11 protein-coding genes and 2 pseudogenes are annotated in these 19154 nt (G+C 73.8%); 8 read left to right on the forward strand and 5 right to left on the reverse strand.

Going from position 1 to position 19154, the window contains the following annotated elements; all coding sequences use genetic code 11:
• Positions 1-106 precede the first annotated feature (106 nt).
• The 5 genes from AAHZ94_RS10155 to AAHZ94_RS10175 all read right to left on the reverse strand — a co-directional run bounded on the left by AAHZ94_RS10155 (position 107) and on the right by AAHZ94_RS10175 (position 5779).
• Positions 107-1705, reverse strand: a complete 1599-nt coding sequence (locus tag AAHZ94_RS10155) for an alkaline phosphatase D family protein (RefSeq protein WP_349992347.1) — start codon at positions 1703-1705, stop codon at positions 107-109.
• A gap of 481 nt (positions 1706-2186) precedes the next feature.
• The gene (locus tag AAHZ94_RS10160; protein WP_349992348.1) at positions 2187-2885 is read right to left on the reverse strand and encodes a type 1 glutamine amidotransferase domain-containing protein; all 699 of its coding nucleotides are present in this window, start codon (positions 2883-2885) and stop codon (positions 2187-2189) included.
• Between the two features lie 131 nt (positions 2886-3016).
• The gene (locus tag AAHZ94_RS10165; protein WP_349992350.1) at positions 3017-3604 is read right to left on the reverse strand and encodes a TetR/AcrR family transcriptional regulator; all 588 of its coding nucleotides are present in this window, start codon (positions 3602-3604) and stop codon (positions 3017-3019) included.
• 71 nt (positions 3605-3675) lie between these two features.
• Positions 3676-4512 (reverse strand): alpha/beta fold hydrolase, encoded by an 837-nt coding sequence (locus AAHZ94_RS10170; protein WP_349992352.1) that lies wholly within the window; start codon positions 4510-4512, stop codon positions 3676-3678.
• Positions 4513-4852: 340 nt separating this feature from the next.
• On the reverse strand, positions 4853-5779 hold the full coding sequence (locus AAHZ94_RS10175; protein ID WP_349992354.1) for an NADP-dependent oxidoreductase: 927 nt from the start codon (positions 5777-5779) through the stop codon (positions 4853-4855).
• A gap of 608 nt (positions 5780-6387) precedes the next feature.
• On the opposite strand from AAHZ94_RS10175, the pseudogene AAHZ94_RS10180 reads away from it, so the two are divergent.
• The 8 genes and pseudogenes from AAHZ94_RS10180 to AAHZ94_RS10215 form a co-directional block, all read left to right on the forward strand.
• Positions 6388-7143 (forward strand): annotated as a pseudogene (locus tag AAHZ94_RS10180) (DEAD/DEAH box helicase); the annotation flags it as partial.
• Between the two features lie 372 nt (positions 7144-7515).
• A pseudogene (locus tag AAHZ94_RS10185) lies at positions 7516-8691 on the forward strand (branched-chain amino acid ABC transporter substrate-binding protein); the annotation flags it as partial.
• 859 nt (positions 8692-9550) lie between these two features.
• Positions 9551-10267: a Crp/Fnr family transcriptional regulator gene (locus AAHZ94_RS10190; RefSeq protein ID WP_349992356.1), complete on the forward strand. Its 717-nt coding sequence runs from the start codon at positions 9551-9553 to the stop codon at positions 10265-10267.
• Positions 10268-10476: 209 nt separating this feature from the next.
• Positions 10477-11658: a hypothetical protein gene (locus AAHZ94_RS10195; protein WP_349992357.1), complete on the forward strand. Its 1182-nt coding sequence runs from the start codon at positions 10477-10479 to the stop codon at positions 11656-11658.
• Positions 11659-11663: 5 nt separating this feature from the next.
• The gene (locus AAHZ94_RS10200; RefSeq protein WP_349992358.1) at positions 11664-14345 is read left to right on the forward strand and encodes a hypothetical protein; all 2682 of its coding nucleotides are present in this window, start codon (positions 11664-11666) and stop codon (positions 14343-14345) included.
• Positions 14338-15993 (forward strand): hypothetical protein, encoded by a 1656-nt coding sequence (locus AAHZ94_RS10205; RefSeq protein ID WP_349992359.1) that lies wholly within the window; start codon positions 14338-14340, stop codon positions 15991-15993. Before AAHZ94_RS10200 ends, AAHZ94_RS10205 begins: the two co-directional genes overlap by 8 nt.
• The gene (locus AAHZ94_RS10210; RefSeq protein ID WP_349992361.1) at positions 15993-16544 is read left to right on the forward strand and encodes a Pycsar system effector family protein; all 552 of its coding nucleotides are present in this window, start codon (positions 15993-15995) and stop codon (positions 16542-16544) included. Before AAHZ94_RS10205 ends, AAHZ94_RS10210 begins: the two co-directional genes overlap by 1 nt.
• Before the next feature lie 85 nt (positions 16545-16629).
• The gene (locus AAHZ94_RS10215; protein ID WP_349992363.1) at positions 16630-18978 is read left to right on the forward strand and encodes a VWA domain-containing protein; all 2349 of its coding nucleotides are present in this window, start codon (positions 16630-16632) and stop codon (positions 18976-18978) included.
• Positions 18979-19154: the final 176 nt, after the last annotated feature.

Consider the following 19154-nt stretch of genomic DNA (forward strand, 5'->3'; position numbering starts at 1 on the left):
GTTCGTGTGGGCGGTCTCTTTTTTATACACCCCCCCCCCCCCCCCGCGCGGGCCCCCCCCCCGGGCGGGGGGGGGCCGGGGGCGGGGGGGCGGGGGCGGTCGGGTGTCAGCCCTGCTGGACGCCGGGGCGGCGGTCCTCGACGACGTAGGTGGCCCGGGTCGAGACCGGGGCGCCGGGGCGGGTGACGTACGGCAGGACGCGGAAGTCGCTGCGCCAGCGCCGCTCGTTGACGTTCACCCGGACGTAGCCGCGCTGGGCGTTGAAGAACTTCATGTGCGGGTTGGCCGCCAGGAAGGTGCGGCCCTGGTCGGTCATGTCCGAGCCGTCCGAGCCGCTGCTGATGGAGGTGCCGACGAACTCGGTGGCCACCGTGGCCGAGTCGGGGTTGCTGAAGTCGCGCTTCAGGTCCCACGCGTAGTTGGTGTGCCGGTCACCGGTGACCACCACCAGGTTGCGCACCCCGCGGTCCTGGGCCGCCGCCAGCACCCGGTCGCGGTCGGCCACGTAACCGTCCCACGGGTCCAGCCACACGTTCGTCTTCTCCGGGCTGGGGTCCCAGTCGGTCTGGCCCATCGGGCACTGGTTGCCCAGCACCTGCCACCGGGCGCGGGAGTTGCTGAACCCGTCCAGCAGCCACCTGCGCTGCTGGGCGCCGAGGATCGTGCGCTGCGGGTCGAAGCGCTCGGTGCACTCGGCGGAGTTGCCGTCGCCGCACGGCTGGTCGTCGCGGTACTGGCGGGTGTCGAGCATGGTGAAGTCGGCGAGGGTGCCGTAGTTCAGCCGACGGTGCAGGCGCACGTCGGGGCCGACGGGCATCTGTGCCCTGCGCAGCGGCATGTTCTCGTACATGGCCTGGAACGCCTCGGCCCGGCGCTGCCGGAACACCGCGGGGTCCTGGTCGGGCTCCTTGTCGACCTGGGAGATGTCGCCGGCCCAGTTGTTCTCCACCTCGTGGTCGTCGATCGTCATGATCCACGGGAAGCGGGCGTGGGCGCGTTGCAGCGGGGCCTCGGACTTGTACAGCGCGTACTGCAACCGGTAGCGGGCGAGGTCGAATGCCTCGCCGTGGAACTTCTCGTCCGTGGTCACACCGCGCTTGTTCTTGCCCACGCCGGACTCGTAGATGTAGTCGCCCAGGTGCACGACCAGGTCGAGGTCCTCCTCCGCCAGGTGGTCGTAGGCAGTGAAGTATCCGTCCTGCCACGCCTGACAGGACGCGAAGGCGAAGTTGAGGTCGCGGGGGCGGGACCACGCGGCGGGCACCGTGCGGGTTCTACCCACCGGCGAAATGTGACCCCGCACCCGGAAGCGGTAGAAGTACACGCGGTCGGGCGCCAGGCCGTGGATCTCCGGGTGCACCGAGTGCCCCAGCTCCGGCAGCGCCACCACGCTGCCGCGCCGGACCACGTAGCGGAACCGCTCGTCAGCGGCCACCTCGTAGTGCACCCGCACCGGCTTGGGGCGCATGCCACCCGTGCCGTCGGCGGCGAAGGGCTCCGGCGCCAGGCGCGTCCACAGCACCACACCGTCGGGCCGCGGGTCGCCGGACGCGACGCCGAGGGTGAAGGGGTCGGCGCTTTTCGCGGGCGCCGCGAACGCGCTTCCAGCGCTCCACGCACCGGTACCCAACAACACGGCAGCAGCACTCGCGCCGCCAACGCCGACCACCCGGCGGCGGGTCATCTCTCCAGAGCGCGTGGGCATGGATCTCCTCCTGCAACAGAAAACGGAATCAACCGCTCGATGTTCGGGAATGCCCATGACATCCATGCCGGCGCCATATGGCCTCCCGGTAAAGATTCAAGAGGGGACACGGCCGGAGAAAACACGGCGTTGTCAGCACGAAGAGATAAAGACAGAAAGAAACAAGGGCATAGGCCCCTAAGCGCGCAATGCGCTGGAAATCAGCTCCCGGAATTGAGTTCCGGTTTTTCTGATGCGAGCCGCCCATGGCCCCGGTGGCGATTCAGGGGATTCCCCGCATGCCCATTCCCCTCCCCATATCCCGTACCAGAATGACGCCCCATAGTGCGCTATCTACGCGCTTTACGCTCATATCGGCTGGCCGGAATGGGCGGGGGCGGCCGGTGAGGCCCGTACGACGTGCCCGCGGGGCCGGGGTCGCAGACCGTCGGCCCCGCGGGGTCATGCCGGCTGTGCGCTCGACAGCGCTCGCCGGGGCGCATTACGCGCGGGCGTCGCCGTCCCGGTCGAGGAGGGTGAGCAGGGCGTCGGCTGCCGGTCCGGAGGAGGCGGGGTTCTGGCCGGTGACGAGGAGGCCGTCGGTGAGGACGTAGGGCTGCCAGTCGCCGACCTTGGAGTAGTCGGCGCCGAGCCGCTTCAACTCGTCCTCCACGAGGAAGGGGACGACGTCGGTCAGTTCCACCGCGGCCTCTTCGCCGTTGGTGAAGCCGGTGACCCTCCGCCCCTGGACGAGGGGCGTGCCGTCGGGGTTGGTGGCGTGGCGCAGGACGCCGGGGGCGTGGCACACCAGGGCGGCGGGCTTGCCCGCGCGCAGGACGGTTTCGATGAGCCGTACGGAAGCGGGGTCCTCGGCCAGGTCCCACAGCGGGCCGTGGCCGCCGGCGTAGAAGATGGTGTCGAAGTCGTCGGCGGAGACGGAGTCGAGCCGGGCCCTGTCGGCGAGGGCCGCCACCGCCTCGGCGTCGGCCTCGAAGCGGTGGGTCTGATCGGTCTGGAAGGCGGGTTCGTTGCTCTTCGGGTCCAACGGCGGCCGACCGCCCTTGGGCGAGGCGAGGACGACCTCGGCGCCGGCGTCCTTGAAGCGGTAGTAGGGGGCCGCGAGTTCTTCCAGCCAGAAGCCGGTCTTGCGGCCGGTGGTGCCGAGTTCGTCGTGCGAGGTGAGAACGATGAGGATCTTCATGGCGTGACTCTTCCAGTAGACCGGTCGTCTCGGCGGGTGCGACAGAGACGACCGGTGTGTTCGGGTGGACTCTTCGAGGCTAGTGGTGCGGCCGGGGTAGAGCCGGAGGCTCGGCCGGGCCCTATCGGGTTTTACAGGTGCAGGAGCTGACGAGTGACCGTCGTCGCCGTGTCCAGCGGGCCGATGTCGCGGTGGATCTTGGCCATGACGCTCGCCCCGAGCCACATGTCGTACAGCGCCTGCGCAAGGTCGCGCGGGGTGCCGTCGATGGCGATCGAACCGTCCTTCAGGCCGGCCGCGATCGCCCCCTCCAGGCGGTCGACGATGGCGGTGGTGCCTTCCTTCAGGGCGAGCCGCATCGCCTCCGACAGGTCGGAGACCTCCGCGCCGAGCTTGACCGCCAGGCACTTGCCCTGACATTCGCCGACGCTCTGCGTCTCGCGCCAGTTCTGCCAGTAGTTCATCAGCCGCTCGGCCGCGGTCAGGCCGGGTTCGGCGAGTACGCGGTCCAGGTCCGCCAGGTAGTCGGCGAAGTAGGCCCGCATCATGGCCTCGCCGAAGGCGTCCTTGGAGGCGAAGAAGTGGTAGAACGACCCCTTCGGCACCCCGGCCGCGGAGAGCACTTCGTTGATGCCCACCGCGGAGAACCCCTTGCGGGACATGATCTGCTGGGCGGCGTCGAGGATGCTGCGGCGGGTATCGCCCTGCTTGGCTGGCATGCCCTGACCCTACCCCCCACTAGACCGGTCGTCTATCGGCTTGCCGTGCGTCGGCCGCACGGCCCTGCGCGTCATCGGCCGATGAAGCCCAGGAGGATCTCGTTGACCTCGGCGGTGTGGGTGGTGAGCAGCCCGTGCGGCGCGCCCTCGATCTCCACGTACTCGGCGGCGGGCAGGGCCTTGGCGAATCGGCGGCCGGTGGCGTCGATCGGCAGGGTGCGGTCGCCCGTGCCGTGCACGATCAGGGCGGGCACGTCGATCCGCGGGATGTCGGCCCGGAAGTCGGTGGCCCAGGTCAGCGGGGCGGCGGCCGAAGCGATCGGGCCCGAGCCGGCCGCGACGTTCCAGGCGTTGCGCACGGCCTCCTCGCTCACCCGGGTCCCCAGATTCTCGTCGAGGTTGAAGAAGTCGGCGTAGAAGCTGCCGAAGAAGGCGTAGCGGTCCTTCTTCACCGCCGCGGACACGCCCTCGAAGTGGGAGAGCGGGGCGACGCCCTCGGGGTTGTCGTCGGCGAGCGCCAGATACGGCTCCAGCGCCGCGAGGAACACGGCCTTGGCGACCCGGCCCGAGCCGTAGACGGACAGGTAGCGGGCGACCTCGCCGGTGCCCATCGAGAAGCCGACCAGGATCGCGTCGCGCAGGTCGAGCGTCTCCATGACGGTGTTCAGGTCGGCGGCGAAGGTGTCGTAGTCGTAACCGGTCGCGGGCTGACTGGACTTGCCGAAGCCGCGCCGGTCATAGGTGATGACCCGGTGGCCGGCCGCCAGCAGCGCGGGGACCTGCCCCTCCCAGGAGTTGCCGTCCAGCGGGTAGCCGTGGATCAGCACGATCGGCTGCCCGGCCCCCTTGTCTTCGTAATGCAGTTCGATGTCGGTGCTGTTCTCCGTGCCGACCTTGATGCGCCCCATGTCGCTTTCCCCTTCCGGGAGTTCGGTGTCCTTCGCGTTCCGACACCCATCACTATACGACCGGTCTACTCAGACCGCTACCCCTTCCGCGCCGCATATCGGCCGAGGGGCTGTCGCAGGGGCCGGCGGCAGCCCCAACCCGCCACGTCCGGGGCTGGTCGAGCCGCATCGGCCCCGCCGGTGGGGTCGCTCCAGCAGCGACGGTTCGTACGGCGCGGACGCACCCCCCGCTCTCCCCCGTACGAGGAAGGCACGGGTGCGGGGCGGCGCGGCCCACCGGCCGGGGCCACCACCGGGCCGTCCCGCGCGCGAGGACCGGGGCACCAGGCCCCGCAGCGGATCAGGGCACCGTGACGACCACCTTGCCGCGGGTGTGGCCGCCGGCGTTCAGCCGCTGGGCGTCGGCCGCGCGCTCCAGCGGGAAGGTCTTGGCGACCTCCACGGCGATCTCGCCGGCCTCGGCGAGGTCGGCCAGGGCCGTCAGGTCGGTGGCGTCGGGGCGCACCCACAGATAGCGCCCGCCGAGCGGGATCACCGCCGGGTCCACGATCGACGCGATCCGTCGGGGGTCCTTCACCAGTTCGGCCGAGACCGTCACCGCATCGCCGCCCACCAGGTCGAACACCGCGTCCACCCCCTCCGGCGCCAGCTCCCGCACCCGGTCGCCGAGGCCGTCGCCGTAGCGGACCGGCTCGCCGCCGAGGGCGCGTACGAAGTCGTGGTTGCGCGGGCTGGCCGTGCCGATCACCCGGGCGCCGCGGTGACGGCCGAGCTGCACGGCGAGCGAGCCGACGCCGCCGGCCGCCGCGTGCACCAGCAGCGTGTCGCCCGGGCCCACCCGCAGGGCGCCGATGAGCGCCTGGTACGCCGTGAGCCCGGCCAGCGGCAGCCCCGCCGCCTCCGCGAAGGTGAGGCCGGCGGGCTTGCGGGCCAGGGTGCGCACCGGGGCCGCCACGTACTCCGCGAACGTGCCGCCGGACAGGGAGTCCTTCCGTACGTAGCCGATGACCTCGTCGCCCTCGCGGAACTCCGGGGTGTCGAGCCCGCCGCGGACCACCACGCCGGCCACGTCCCAGCCCGGCACCACCGGGAAGGCCACGTCGAGCAGCGAGTTGAGGTGGCCGGCCTGTGCCTTCCAGTCGACCGGGTTCACCGCCGCGGCCTCCACCCGCACCAGGACCGCGTCGGGCCCCACCTTCGGCTCGGGCAACTCGCCGTACTCCAACACCTCGGGGCCGCCGTAGGCCCGGTAACTCACAGCCTTCATGGACGCGTCCTCCTTGGACGTGGGGGGTGTGGGGCGGGGGAGGTGGGACGTGGGGGGGGAGGGGTGAGCATGCGGTGTGAGGGGTGAGCATGCGGTGTGAGGTGGGACGTGGGGTGTGAGGTGGGGGCGTCGTTCGCGGGGGCCGCGGCTGGAGCTGAGGCCGGGGCTGGGGCTGGGGCGTCGGAAGGGCGTCGGAGCTACGGGGAGTGGAGCGGCGTCGGAACGCATCGGGGGTACGGGGCGCGGGCCGGCGTTGGAGGATCGGGGCGCGGAGCGGCATCGGAGGATCGGGGCGCGGGCCCGCCGCCGGAGCCCCGGCCCGCCGCCCGAGCGGAGACGACGGGTACCCCGGCCCCGGCGCGGCGTACCCGGCCCCCGCCCACGCTAGGCCGCCGACCCGACACCGGGCGCCCACGCCGCACGGCCGCCCGGGTGGTGCGGCCACGGGGTTCCGGACCTGGCCGGCCGGCTCCCCCGACGGCGGAACCAGCCCCACCCGCTCCCCGACGAGTCCCGGCCACTCGCACGGCCCCCCGCAGGCCGCCCCACCGGCCCCGTTCGCAAATGGTTCGCCAGCTCTTTCGTCGAGGTGAGATCCTTGGCCGCGTATGTCCACTCAGCCTGCCCCCGCCCTGCCCGCCCTGCTGGGGCGGCTTCCCGAGCTGATGCTGCGCGATGAGCAGCGGCTGGGGCGCCGACTCGACGGTGCGCGCGGGATTCGTAAGCCCGAGGCCCGTGCGGCCGTCCTCGCCGAGATCGCCGGCCAGATCGAGGCGGCCGAACGGCGGGTCGCCCAGCGCCGCGCCGCAGTGCCGCAGATCAGCTATCCGGAGTCGCTGCCGGTCAGCCAGAAGAAGGACGAGATCCTGGCGGCCATCCGCGACCACCAGGTGGTGATCGTCGCGGGCGAGACCGGTTCCGGCAAGACCACTCAGATTCCCAAGATCTGCATGGAGCTCGGGCGCGGTGTGCGCGGGCTCATCGGCCACACCCAGCCGCGCCGGATCGCGGCCCGTACGGTGGCCGAGCGGATCGCCGACGAACTCGGCACCCAGCTCGGCGAGACCATCGGCTGGAAGGTGCGGTTCACCGACCAGGTCGGCCCGGACACCCTGGTCAAGCTGATGACGGACGGCATCCTGCTGGCCGAGATCCAGACCGACCGCGAGCTGCGCCAGTACGACACGATCATCATCGACGAGGCCCACGAGCGCAGCCTCAACATCGACTTCATCCTGGGCTACCTGGCCCAGTTGCTGCCCCGCCGCCCCGACCTCAAGGTCGTGGTGACCTCGGCGACGATCGACCCGGAGCGGTTCGCCCGGCACTTCGCGGCCTATGCGACGGTCGGCGGCGCGGCGGGCCCGGCCGGCGACGACTGGTTGCCCGGGCCGGTGACGCACCTGGTGGCCTGGCGGTCCGCGCAGTCGCTCGACCTCCCCGACGTCGAGGCGACGGTGGCCGACGCGGACGGGACGGCCCGGGCGGCCGGGATGACCGCGGCGGCTTCCGGTGCGTCGGCCGGAGACGGTGGCGCGGCGGGCGGTGGCCGGCCGCGGCGGCGCAGGTTGCTGGCCGTGGCCGGGGGCGCCGCGCTCGCCGTGGGTGCCGGCGTCGGTGGCTGGGCCGTGCTGCGCGACTCCGACGACTCCGATGGTGGGGCCGGTGGGGCCGACGGGGCGGGTGGCGACCGGGCCCGGGCCAGCAACGGCTTGCCGATCTTCCGCATCGGCCTGCACGCCGCGCTGACCGGCCCGTACGCGGCGCGCGGCGAGGCCCAGCGGACCGGCGCCCTGCTGGCCGTGGAGCAGTTCAACGCCCGTCGGGGGCGGCCGTTCGAAGCGGGGTTGCGCAGCGCCGACGACGGCGGGCGCCCCCAGCGGTCCGCCGCCGCGGCCAGGTCCCTGGTCGCCGACCCCTCGGTGCTCGCGGTCGTCGGGCCGAGCACCGATGCGACCGCCGATCCGGCGGGCCCGATCTACGAGGCGCCGTCGCTGGCCGGGCTCGCGGTGTCGTTCAGCAAGTTCGTGGTGCCCGGCGATTCGATCGACGGGACGCTGCTGTACGCGCGGCCGGCGAGCGGCGGCGAACTCGGCCCGTTCCCGATCTACCTGCGCAAGGAGACCAAGGCCAAGACGGCGGCGGTGATCTACGACCGGCACCTGGACGACTATGGCAGGTGGGCCACCAAGGCGGCGGTGAAGCTGCTGCCGCTGGCGGACTTCACGCCGGTGCCGCGGGTGCTGCCGATGCTGGTGGGCGACTACCGGCCGCTGGTACGGGAGTTGCTGGACCGCAAGGTGGGGGCGGTGGTGTACATGGGCGGGCCGCACGGGGCGGCCGAGGTGGCGAAGGAGTTGGACCGGAACGGGTTCAGCGGCCCGCGGGTGGCCGGCGAGCCGGCGCTCGACCCGCAGTTCCTGACGGAGGCGGGGGACGCGGCCAACGGCTGGATGGTCAACGCCTCGTTCATCGACGCCACGGTCAAGCCGGAGGCGGCCCGCTTCGCCGCCGCGTACCGCAAGCGCTTCGGCAAGCAGCCGCCGTACCACGCGGCGGAGGCGTACGACGTGGTCCAGTTGATCCTGCGCACGCTGACCGAACTGGCCACCGGCGCCGCGGCCGGGACGGCCCCGAGCGGCAGCCCTTCGCCGTCGGGCGGTACGGGATCGGGGCCGGCCGGCGGGGCGTCGTCGGCCGGCCGCGGGGCGTCGTCGGCCGGGGCCCGGCGGGTGCGCACGCCGCAGCGCAAGCAGGTGCTCGACCGGTTGCGCACGGCGCGGTACCGGGGCGTCGCCAAGGAGATCGCCTTCAGCAAGGAGTTCGGCCAGTACGAGCCCAATGAGGGGTCGTTCCTCTACCGGGTGGAGCGGGGTCGCTTCCGGTACGTAGGGAATGCGTGGGACGTGTAGGGGGGGCGCGGCGGGCGGCCGGGGCTGGGTGGCAGGGGCGGCAGGTGGTGGGTGGCCGGTCGTGGCTCGCGGGCTGCGGGCCGTGGGGCGGCGTGGGCCGGTGCGGGACAAGCGCGGGCCGGCGTGAGGTAGGTCCGGCCGGCGCGGGACAGGCGCGAAGTAGGCCCGAGCGGCGCGGGCCGGCGCGCGGTGGCGCGTGGCGGGAACCGGATGGGCCCGATCGGCGGGTGACTGGAGGCGACCGTATCGGTGCGGACCGTGACCGGTCCGGCGGGCCATCGTTTCGCTGGGTGACGCATCCCGACCGCGGCGATCGACGGCGTACGGACCGTCGTCCGGCGGCCCCCGCAGTGGCCAACTCTCGTACGGTGCAAGCCTGTTACGCCCCCACCCGGCGCTCCCGGTGGACACCGGACGTCCCCGCCGGGCCGGCTCATACCGGCCTGTGGCCGGGGCCCTGACCCGCTGGCCCGGGGTGGTGAGAAGGGGCGCGGGCGGCCCCCTCCGCCGGGTCGCGGCCTTAAACACCACGTCGGCCGCGGAAACCTGACTTTCCGCCAAGCCGGCCCTTCCTGTCCGATTTCCTGCTCCCCGGCCGAGCGGCCACCGACCTCCCCGCGCTGACCTCGCACGCGGCGTCGCGGCCCGGCCGGACGAGCGGAAGGTGAGCCGGGCGTGCGCCGGGCGCAGGGTGGGGAACGCGCCAACGGATCGGTGGGCGCCCGCCGATCTACCTGGTCGTTCATCCCGACGTGTGCACGCCAGTAATGTGGCGCATTTCACTCCCAACCGGGTTCGGCTCTGCGACCATCTACGCCAGTGGAATCAGGCCATAGGTAGTGCCGTGGGGGGAGTGGCCATGGGGCTGCTCGGCGATGAACTGGGGTTCGCTGAGGCTCTGACCGCCCAGGAATACGAGAGCGTCATGGCGCTGGGAAGCCGCCGGAGCTACGACGCGAATGCCCATCTCCTGACGGAAGGGGATCGAAGCAGCCACGTCATGATCATGTTGCGAGGATGGGTGACCGTTTCCGTCGCCACTGAGCGCGGCGGCATCCGGCTGATCCTCGGACTGCGTGGACCGGGTGAACTCCTTGGCGAAATGGCCGCGTTGGACAGCCATCCGCGCAGCGCCACCGTACGGGCGCTCGGCCCGGTGGAGGCCCAGGTCATCCCCGGGGACGCGTTCCGCCGCTTCCTCGCCGAACAGCCCCGGGTCAGCGGGCTGGTGATCAGACAGCTCACCTTCCGGCTGCGCAGCGCCGACCAGGAGCGTTCCGCGCTCGCCTCGCTCACCGTGCTCCAACGGCTCGCCACCAGGCTCTCCGAACTCGCGCAGGCCAACCCGGCCGGCCCGTACGCCGCGGCGGGCACGGGCACGGGCGCCACCCGCGCGGAGGCCGTCGTACGGCTCGCGCAGGACGAGTTGGCCGCCACCGTGGGCGCCACCCGGGAGGCGGTCGCCAAGGCGCTGCGGCTGCTGCGCAACCAGGACGTGGTGCGGACCGGCAACCGGCAGGTGGAGATCCTCGACCCCGCGCTCCTCGCGCTGCTCGCGGAGGGCCACCAGGAATGAACACGGCCCACAACCGGGACGGACGGGTCAGGGACGGACACGACCGGCGGCCGGTACGGCCAGGAACGGACAAGGTCGGGCGCGCGGCGATCGGCCTCGCGCGCGAAGGCGCGTAAACGCGACGCCTGCCGTGTGTAAACGGCTACAGACGCCCCGCCGCCCCCGGCGGACGCTGAGGGGGACGGGCGATGAGAGACAGGGGGACGGGCGTGGACCAGGAACCGGGGGACGCCGCCGAAGCGCGCTACGAGTTGGTGATCAGCGTGGATGCCCGCGGCTCCGGCGGGTGGGACGACACGGAGAAGCCGCGCATGCGGGCGCGCGTCTACCGGGTCCTGGAATCCGCGTTCGGGCAGGCCAAGGTGGCCAGGGACGCCGTGCACCTGGAGGACAGGGGCGACGGGGTGCTGGTCTCGGTGGCCGGCCGGGTGGCCGTGACCCGGCTGCTCGGGCTGTGGCTGGTGGAGGTGCACGAGCATCTGCGGGAGGAGAACCGGGAGTTGCGCACCCCGCTCGGGCTGCGCATCGGCCTGCACGTGGGTCCGGTGCGGCACGACGCGCGGGGCATCAGCGGGCGCGCCGTCGACCTCGCCTGCCGGCTGGCGGACGCACCGGTGGCCCGGGAGTTGCTGGCCGCCGAGGGCGCCGACCTGGTGGTGATCGTCTCGCACGCGTTGTACGAGGACGTCGTCAGCAGCGGCGGCAAGTTCATCCATCCCGAGCGGTACGCGCCGGCGCGGCTGCGGCTGAAGGAGGGCGAGGTCACGGCCTGGTGCCAGGTGCCCGGCCGGCCCGCCCCGAAGCTGCCGGCCGGCGGGCCGGACCGCCGGGTGGTGCCGCCGCGCGGCGTACGACCTGATCCCGCCGGGGGCCGGGCGAGCACCGCGGGCCCGGCCCCGGCCGTACGACCTGATCCCGCCGCGGGCCGGGCGTCTGCCGTGGGTCCGGCGCCCGCCGTACGACCCGATCCCGCCGTACGACCTGATCCCACCGGGTCCCCGAACCCCGCCCCCGGCAACGATCCGCAGGCCGATCACTGTGAGGTCGGGCACGAGGACCCGTACGACGCCCCGTACGGCGCCCCGCAGGGCGCCTCGGCCCGCGGCCCGCAGGGCGCACCCGTGGCCGACCCGGACGACGACGGCTTTGACCAGGCGTTGGACAGCGCATCGGGGGCCGGGGACGGCGACGACTGCGGGGACGCGGAGGACCGGCAGGAGACCCGACAGGAGGCCCGGCAGGGGACAGCCGACGAGGACGATCTCGGGACCCGTCCCGAAACCGTCCGGTACACCGTTCACGGCGACCTGTCCCAGCACCAGAACAACGTCTACCACCAGCCCGTACACATCGGGCGGAAGAGCGGCGGCGCCGGACCGCGGAAGGGCTGACCGAGATGGCCGAGGAAGAGCAGGGGGGCGGCGGAGGCGAGTCCGCCGCGCGTGCGTCCGACAAGGCTGATCGTTCGGACCGGGCGGACCGGGCGCCCCGCGACAAGCCCGGCGACCGCGACACGCGCGACCGGGACCGGGACAAGGGCGGTGAGCGGCGCGGTGAGGGGAAGGCCGACGACGAGCGCCGCGGCGAGGGGAAGCCGGACGGCGAGGGCGGCGACGGCGGCGGTGAGGACAAGGAGAGCGAACACGAGCGGCTCGCCGGCCGGTTCCGCGAGCACACCAGGGACCCGATGGCCGATGACGAGGGCGACGAGGGCCCGTCCGACTTCGGCGCGGCTGCCCGGACCCGCCGGGCCACCCGGCTGCTCTTCGACACCGGGCGCGACCTCAACAGCTTCGACCGCTCGTACATCCGAAGCGCCCACATCGGCGACATCCACCTGCGGATGGACGCCCGGCAGTCGGTGCCGGGGATGCGCAGCGGGCCGGTGCCGCAGGAGGAGTTGCGGCGGCTGCGGCGGGTGCACGTGGTGCCCGACGGGTACGTGCGGCTGCGCAGCGCGCTCCGGGCGCGCCGGCTGCTGGTGCTCGGCGCGGCGCCCGGCACCGGCCGCACCAGTACCGCCCTGTCGCTGCTCGACGAGGTGACCGCGCTGGCCGCCGCGGACGCCAACGAGCAGGAGGAGCAGGACGAGCGCGGCGAGTGCGTCGCCCGGGTGCTGCGGGTCGACCCCGACGGCGGCGTCGGCCGGCTCGCGGACTCGCTGACCGGGGCGCCGGCCGCGCCCGCCGGCGACGCCGGCCAGCAGCGCTGGGCCACCGGCTACCTCCTCGCGCTGCCCCTCTCGCTCACCCAGCCCGGCGCGCAGCCGCCCGCCGTGCTCGACCTGGACCGGCTGGCCGCGGCGCTGGCCACGGCCGGCGCGTACGCGGTGCTCGTGGTGACGCTGGGGGCCGCCGCCAATCCGCTGCTGTCCAGCAGGTACGGGATGCTGTGCCCGCCGGCGCCCACCCAGGAGCTGCTGGCCACCCGGTTGCGCGAGCGCATCGAGGACCATGTGGCGGCCGGGGACGCCGTCGACGGCGCGCCGGCCCGTACGGTCGCCGAACTCCTCGCCAGCGCTGAGGAGTTGGCGAGTCGGGAAGAGGTGCGGGCCGCGGTCGGGCTGAAGGACCTGCGGCCGGCCGAGGCCGAGGTGCTGGCCTCGCTGCTGGCCGAACACCTGCTGGAGGAGTTGCCGTACGCGGAGCTGCTGGCCGGCTGCCGGAGCCTGGCGGCGGTGCAGGCACAGGAGTGGTTCGCCGGTGTGGACCGGGCGCTGACGGTGCGGCCGGACGGGGACGGCGAGGGGGCCGGGTACGGGGCCGGCGGCCGGGACGGGCGGGGCGGCAAGCGGGCGCGCTCGCACACCGCGGCGCTCTTCCACCCGGTGGCCTCCCGGATCGCGCTCGCCGCGCTCGGCGGCGCGACCCAGGGCGCCGTCTCCACCGCCGCCCACCTGCTGACCTGGGAACTCTCCGTACAGGCCGATCCGGACCACACCCCGGCCCGCACCCTGTTCTGCGACGACCCGGTCTCCGACCTGGCGCTCTCCCGTGCGGAGTCGACGGACGGGACCGTGGAGGTGCTGGGCCACGAGATGGCGGCGCGGCTGCTCTGGTACCGCGGCTCGGCGCTGCCAGCGGCCGTGCTGAGCGAGGTGTGGGACCAGCACTTCCCGGTGCGCGCCCCGGTGGTGCGCTGGCTGCGGCTGCTGGCCGACGACCCGAGGCCGCAGGTGTGGGTGCGGGCCGCGGTCGCCGCCGGCGAGCTGTGCGTACGGGACTTCGACTACGGCTACGAGGAGCTGATCAGGCCGCTGGCCGAGGCGCCGACCGCGCGCCGCCGGATCTTCGCGGCCACCCTGCTGGACCAGGTCGCCGCGCACGCCTCGCACCGCACGATGGTGCGCAAGGTGGTCGGCCGCTGGACCCGGCGCGGCAGCGCGGAGCTGCGCTGGACGGCGGCGTGGGCGCTCGGCTACGGCAATGCCGCGGCCACCACCGGCGACACGCTGGACGCGCTGACCCGGATCGGGGTGCGCGACGACGGTGACCAACTGGCGGTCGCCTCCTTCAACGTCGTACGGCTGCTGGCCCGGCCTGACGGGGCGGCGGTGCTGCGGCGGATCTCCGAGTGGACACACCATCGCAGCGCCGCGCACCAGGACCTCGGTCTGGTCACCACCGTCCGGATGGCCGGCCACGACGTGGCGGAGCTGCTGGTGGACGAGCCGGGCACGGAACTGGGCGAGCGCAGCGACTGGCCGATGCTGCTGGCGCTCGCCGACACGCGGCCAGAACTCGTGGATCAGATGGCCGACTTGGTATGGACCGCGCTCAACACGCACCGGTCGAAAGAAGTGGCAACGAACGCGCTCGAAGACTTGCTGCGGTCGGCGGTTCGCCAGGAGAGTACGCAGCAGTCGAAGCCGGGCCTGGCTGTGCTGCTGCCCGTGTTGACCGCCGCCGAGGACGACCGGCGCCAGTTGGACTGGCTGCTGCGCCGCATGATGAACGACTCCGAAGACCCACTCCCCGAGGCGCAGGCCCGCGAGCTGTGGTGGCTGGCCACGCCGCGCGAGCGTGCCGGGGGCGGGGCCGCGCGGGGTCGGCGCGAGGAGAGGGAGAACCATGGTTGACGACGAGGACCGGGCGGCGCGCGGGGGCGCCGTCCGCCCGGGGGCAGCCGGGCAGTGGCGCGCCAAGTACAACGGGAACGGCACGCCCTTGCAGTTCAACGGCGCTGATGTGGCACGCCAGTTGGGGGCCGGTGCACGGCAGGTGGCGGGTGGGCACGGCGGTGGCCACCAGGACGGCCAGCAGCTTGACGGCGACGAACAGGAGGGGACGGGGCAGAACCCGGCCGGCCCGTTCCTGCGGGACTACCAACCCGTGGGCGGCTTCCGGCACACCAGTGCCCGTACCGCATCGGTGCTCTTCTACCGCAACGGCGGCTACTCCATCGCCACCGTCTCCGGCGTCGAGCACGTCAACAAGCCGACGCTGGCCAGGCCGCGCACGGTCTGCGAGATCGCCCTCGGCACGTACGTGACCACGCTCGACCTGGAGTTGCCGGCCGCCGGCGGGGCGGCGTTCTTCAAGGCCGAGGTGGACATCCACTGGACGGTGGTCGATCCGCACCTGGCCGCCACCCAGGTGGTCACCGACGTCGGCCAGCGGCTGACCGGGCCGACGCTTGAGCGGCTGCGGGAGGTGTCGGCCGAGCACCAGGTGACGCACGCGGAGGCCGCGGACCGGGCCGTCACCCGGCAGTGCGCCAGCGGCCGGTGGGACGACCTCGGCGCTGACCTCGGGCTGCGGGTGCGGCTGTACGTACGGCTACGGGTGGACGACCGGACCATCGAGTACGCGGACGGCATCCGGGACGCGCACGCGTCGGCCGAGGTGACCCGGGTGCACCAGGACAACTTCCGGGCGATGTTGCAGGGCGGCGACCTGGAGCAGCTCACGTACATGCTGGCGGCCGAACCGGAGGAGGCCAAGCACTTCCTGGAGAAGATCCGCCAGGAGGGCCGGCAGGACGAGAAGGAGCGCATCGACCGGCTCTTCGAGATGGTCACCAGCGGCCAGATCCAGAACACCGACCTGGAGTTGCAGGCCCTGCACCTGCTGAACCGGGGCCGACACCGGGTCCAGGGCCCGATCGGCTCCTCCCCGGTCCACCGGGACGCCCCGCAACTCCTGCCGCCGCCGCCCGAACCGCCGACGGCCGGCCCGTACGCGGCCGGGCTGATGGACCCGGCGGGCCCGCTGGACCCGGCGGGCCCGGCAGGGCGGGGCCCTGCCGCGCGGCCCGGGCAGGGGGGCGGGGAGCCGTTCACGCCGGACTGGGTGTGGGACGACACCCCGCAGCCGCCGCCGCGGCGCGGCCCGGCGGCCCCCTCCTACCGGGACCCGGCGGCGCCTTCCTACCGCGATCCGGCGCCGGCCGCGCCTTCCTATCGCGATCCGGCGCCCGCCGCCGACCCGCCGTACGACGCGGCTCGCCCGCACCATCCGCACCCCGGGCCCGCCCCGGCGCACGGCCCGGCCGACGCGCCGTACGACCCGGCAGACGCTCCCCACGCCCCGGGCAACGCCCCGTACACCCAAGGCAACGCGCCCTACGCCCAGGACACCGCCCCGTACGACCCGGCAGGCGCCGCGCAACCGGGGGCCGCCGGGCCCGCGGGGGGTGGGGCGGGGCGCGGGGGCGGCGACGTCGAGCCGCCGCGGCGGCGCAGTCGTCGGCAGGACGACGGGTGGCCCTGGGCGGAGGAGGAGTGATGGGTGGCGACGGCGGCGCACGGACCTCCCCCGACCCGGTCGTCCTCGTGCCGGACGGGGGTCAGCACGGGCTCGACCGGGCGGGGGAACGCATCGCCGAACGCCTGCTGAACACGGTTCGGGAGGACCTGGGCCGGGCCGATTCGAAGGCGGGCGTGTTGCTGTCGGGGGCGCTGGCGCTGCCGGCGTTCCTGGTCGGCTGGCACGGCTCGCCCGACTGGACCGGCGCGGGCGACCTGCTGCTGGTGCTGGCGGGGCTGCTGTGGGCGACGGCGGTGGTGGCGTTGGTACGGGCGTTGCTGCCGCGCACCGGCACCATCCGCCCGCAGGACGGCGTGACCTACTTCCGCGACCTGCTGCCGCCCCACGACTTCGGGCGGCTGACCAGGGAGTTGACCGAGGCGGGCCGCGATCCGGCGCGCTGGTTGCTGGTGCAGGCGGTGGACGTCAGCTCGATCCTGGCCGCCAAGTACCGGGCCATCCGCTGGGGTGCGAGCACCCTGGCGCCGTCCGCCGCGCTGGCCCTGACCTGGGGCCTGACCGCGCGCTGAGCCACCCCCGCCGCGACGACGCCGTCGGGCGACGGCACGCAGCACCGCACGACCTGATGCATACATGACATAAGGGGAACAGCCCGTGGGAACCGACAGGGGAAGACGGCAGACATCGAAGGGCTGGGCGCGGCGCGTCGGGGCGACCGCGCTCGGCGGCACCGCGATGCTGGCGACCCTGCTGACACCCGCCGGCGCCCCACCGGCGCCGACACCGGCCGCGGACGAGCGGCCCCAGCAGACCTTCGCCTCGGTCAACTACGCGGTGGCCGTGGATGAATCGGCGAGCCTGGCGGCGGACGACCTGAAGGCAGAGAAGGCCGCCGCCGCCCGGATCGCGCTCGGCGACGTCTCGCACACCTCGCACGCCTCCGTCTTCGGCTTCGCCGCGGCCGAATCCGACGACCAGCGGGCCATCGACCCGGTCTGCCCGCGCACCCAACTCGACGCGCCAGGACGGGAGTCCATCGGCGCGTGCGTGGGCAAGCTGCGCAGCCGCACCAAGGGCCAGGGCACCGGGACCGACTTCCCGAGCGCCATCCGGCAGGGCGTCCACGACCTGACCACCGGCACCGCCCAGAACGAGCCGCGCGTCCTGTTCCTGCTCACCGACGGCAAGCTGGACGTCACCGGCAGCCCGCAGTACGGCGACCCGGCGCACCGCGCGGCCGAGGGCGAGCGGGAACTGACCCGGGCGCTGGAGGAGGCCGCCCGCAACAAGGTGCAGATCTGGCCGCTGGGCTTCGGCGACGACCCCGACAAGGCGCAGCTCGACCGGATCGCCGCCGGCGGCTACCAGCAGGGCTGTGTCGAGCTGGAGACCGCACGCCCCAAGGCCAGCAAGGTGGAGGGCGCGGCCGACGTCGGCAGCACGCTGGAGAAGATCTTCGCCGCTGCACACTGCCTGCGCTACGAACAGGGCACCAGCAAGCGCCCGCCGGCCACCCTTGAGGTGGACATCTCGCCGCTGGCCACGGTCGGCAGCATCGTCGTCGACAAGGGCGACCCCGAGGTCACCATCAGCTACCGCGACCCCAGCGGCCACACCGTGCCCACCACCGGCAGCTACCAGAACTCCCAGTTCGAACTCGCCGGCGCCGGGCAGGCCGTGGAGGCGCTGAAGATCACCGACCCGGTGCCGGGCACCTGGAAGATCGTGGCGAAGGCGCCCGAGGGACACCGCTCGCTGCCGGTGGCGGTCAGCGTGCTGTGGCAGGGCGAACTGCGCGGCGCCATCACCATGGACCCGCCGTCCCCGCAGGCCGGGCAGGAGGCCGAGGTGACGCTGCGGCTCCAGACCCGCGAGGGGTACGTCATCGAGGACCCGGCCGACTACGCGGGCCTGCGGGTGCGCAGCGAGCTCACCGGCGACGGGTTCGCGCCGGTGCCGGTGCGGCTCACCGACGACGGCAAGGGCACCGACCAGGAGCCGAGCGACGGCTCGTTCAGCGGCTCGGTGCGCATCCCGGCCGGCGCCAAGGGCGCGCTCAAGGTGCGCGGCACGCTCACCGCCTCCGGGCTCAGTGCCGACACCCGCAGCGCCAACGGGCAGGCGCCCACCGGCACCCCGGCCGTCGCCGCCACCTTCACCGCGCCCACCTCAGGCGTGCACCCGGGCGCCACCGTCACCGGCACCCTCGCCGTCCGCAACACCGAACAGACCGCGCACACCCTGCGCCTGTCGCTGGACGGCGTACGGCCCGACCTGCTCGGCATCAGCCCGAACCGGATCACCGTGCAGCCGGGCGAGTCGGGCACCCGCACGGTGCGGTTCAAGGTCGCGCCGGGCAGCACCTTCGGCAGCCGGCTCGACGACGACGGGCTGCGGCTCGCCGCCACCGTCACCGTGCAGGACGAGAGCGACCAGGCCCGTACGCTGGTCAGCTCGCCGGTGTCGATCGAGGTGACGCCCGCGCCCGGCTTCTGGGACCGGTACTGGTGGGCGTTCGTCACCGGCGCCGCCGTGCTCGCCGCGGCCACCGCCGCCGTACTCCTGCTGCTGCGCCAGCGCCGCAGCCGCCGCGACCCGCGCGGCCTGGTGCTGCAACTGGTCTCGCCCGACGGCGACGAACTGCACCGGCTGACCGCAACCCACGGCCGCAACCAGTGGTTCGAGTTCGCCGTCGTCGAACCGCACCGCAATCCGCGCATCGAACGCCGCAACCACGGCCCGTACGCCGTCCAACGCAGCCCCGAAGGCGGCGCCGTGCTCCGCAAGCAGGGCGGTGCGCGCACCCGGCTCCAGGGCCAGCAGGCCGCGGCGCTCACCGAGGAGCTGAGCCTGCGGCGCGGCGAGGAGCACCACGCGCCGCGCCAGCGCCGACCGCGCACCGGCCGGCCCGGGCCCACCAGGTCGCGGACCACACCGCCCAGCACCCCGCCCGCCGGCGAGCGCGGCGGCGGGGCGCCCAGCATCTACGACTCCTACCGGTAGCGCCCGGCGGGCGGGGGGGGGGGGGCCCCGCGCCCCCCCCGGGGGGGGCCGGCGGGGGGGGGGCAAGGTAGGCTGGCGGGCACGGACGTACGGCGGCGGCGGACGGGATGCGTGGACGTACGGCGGTACGGGCGTCCGACCGCTCAGGGCGCAGCGGCACGGCCCCGGAACACGCT

Origin of the sequence: Streptomyces sp. HSW2009 (assembly GCF_040240285.1) — a bacterium.
In the GTDB taxonomy this organism is placed as follows: domain Bacteria; phylum Actinomycetota; class Actinomycetes; order Streptomycetales; family Streptomycetaceae; genus Streptomyces.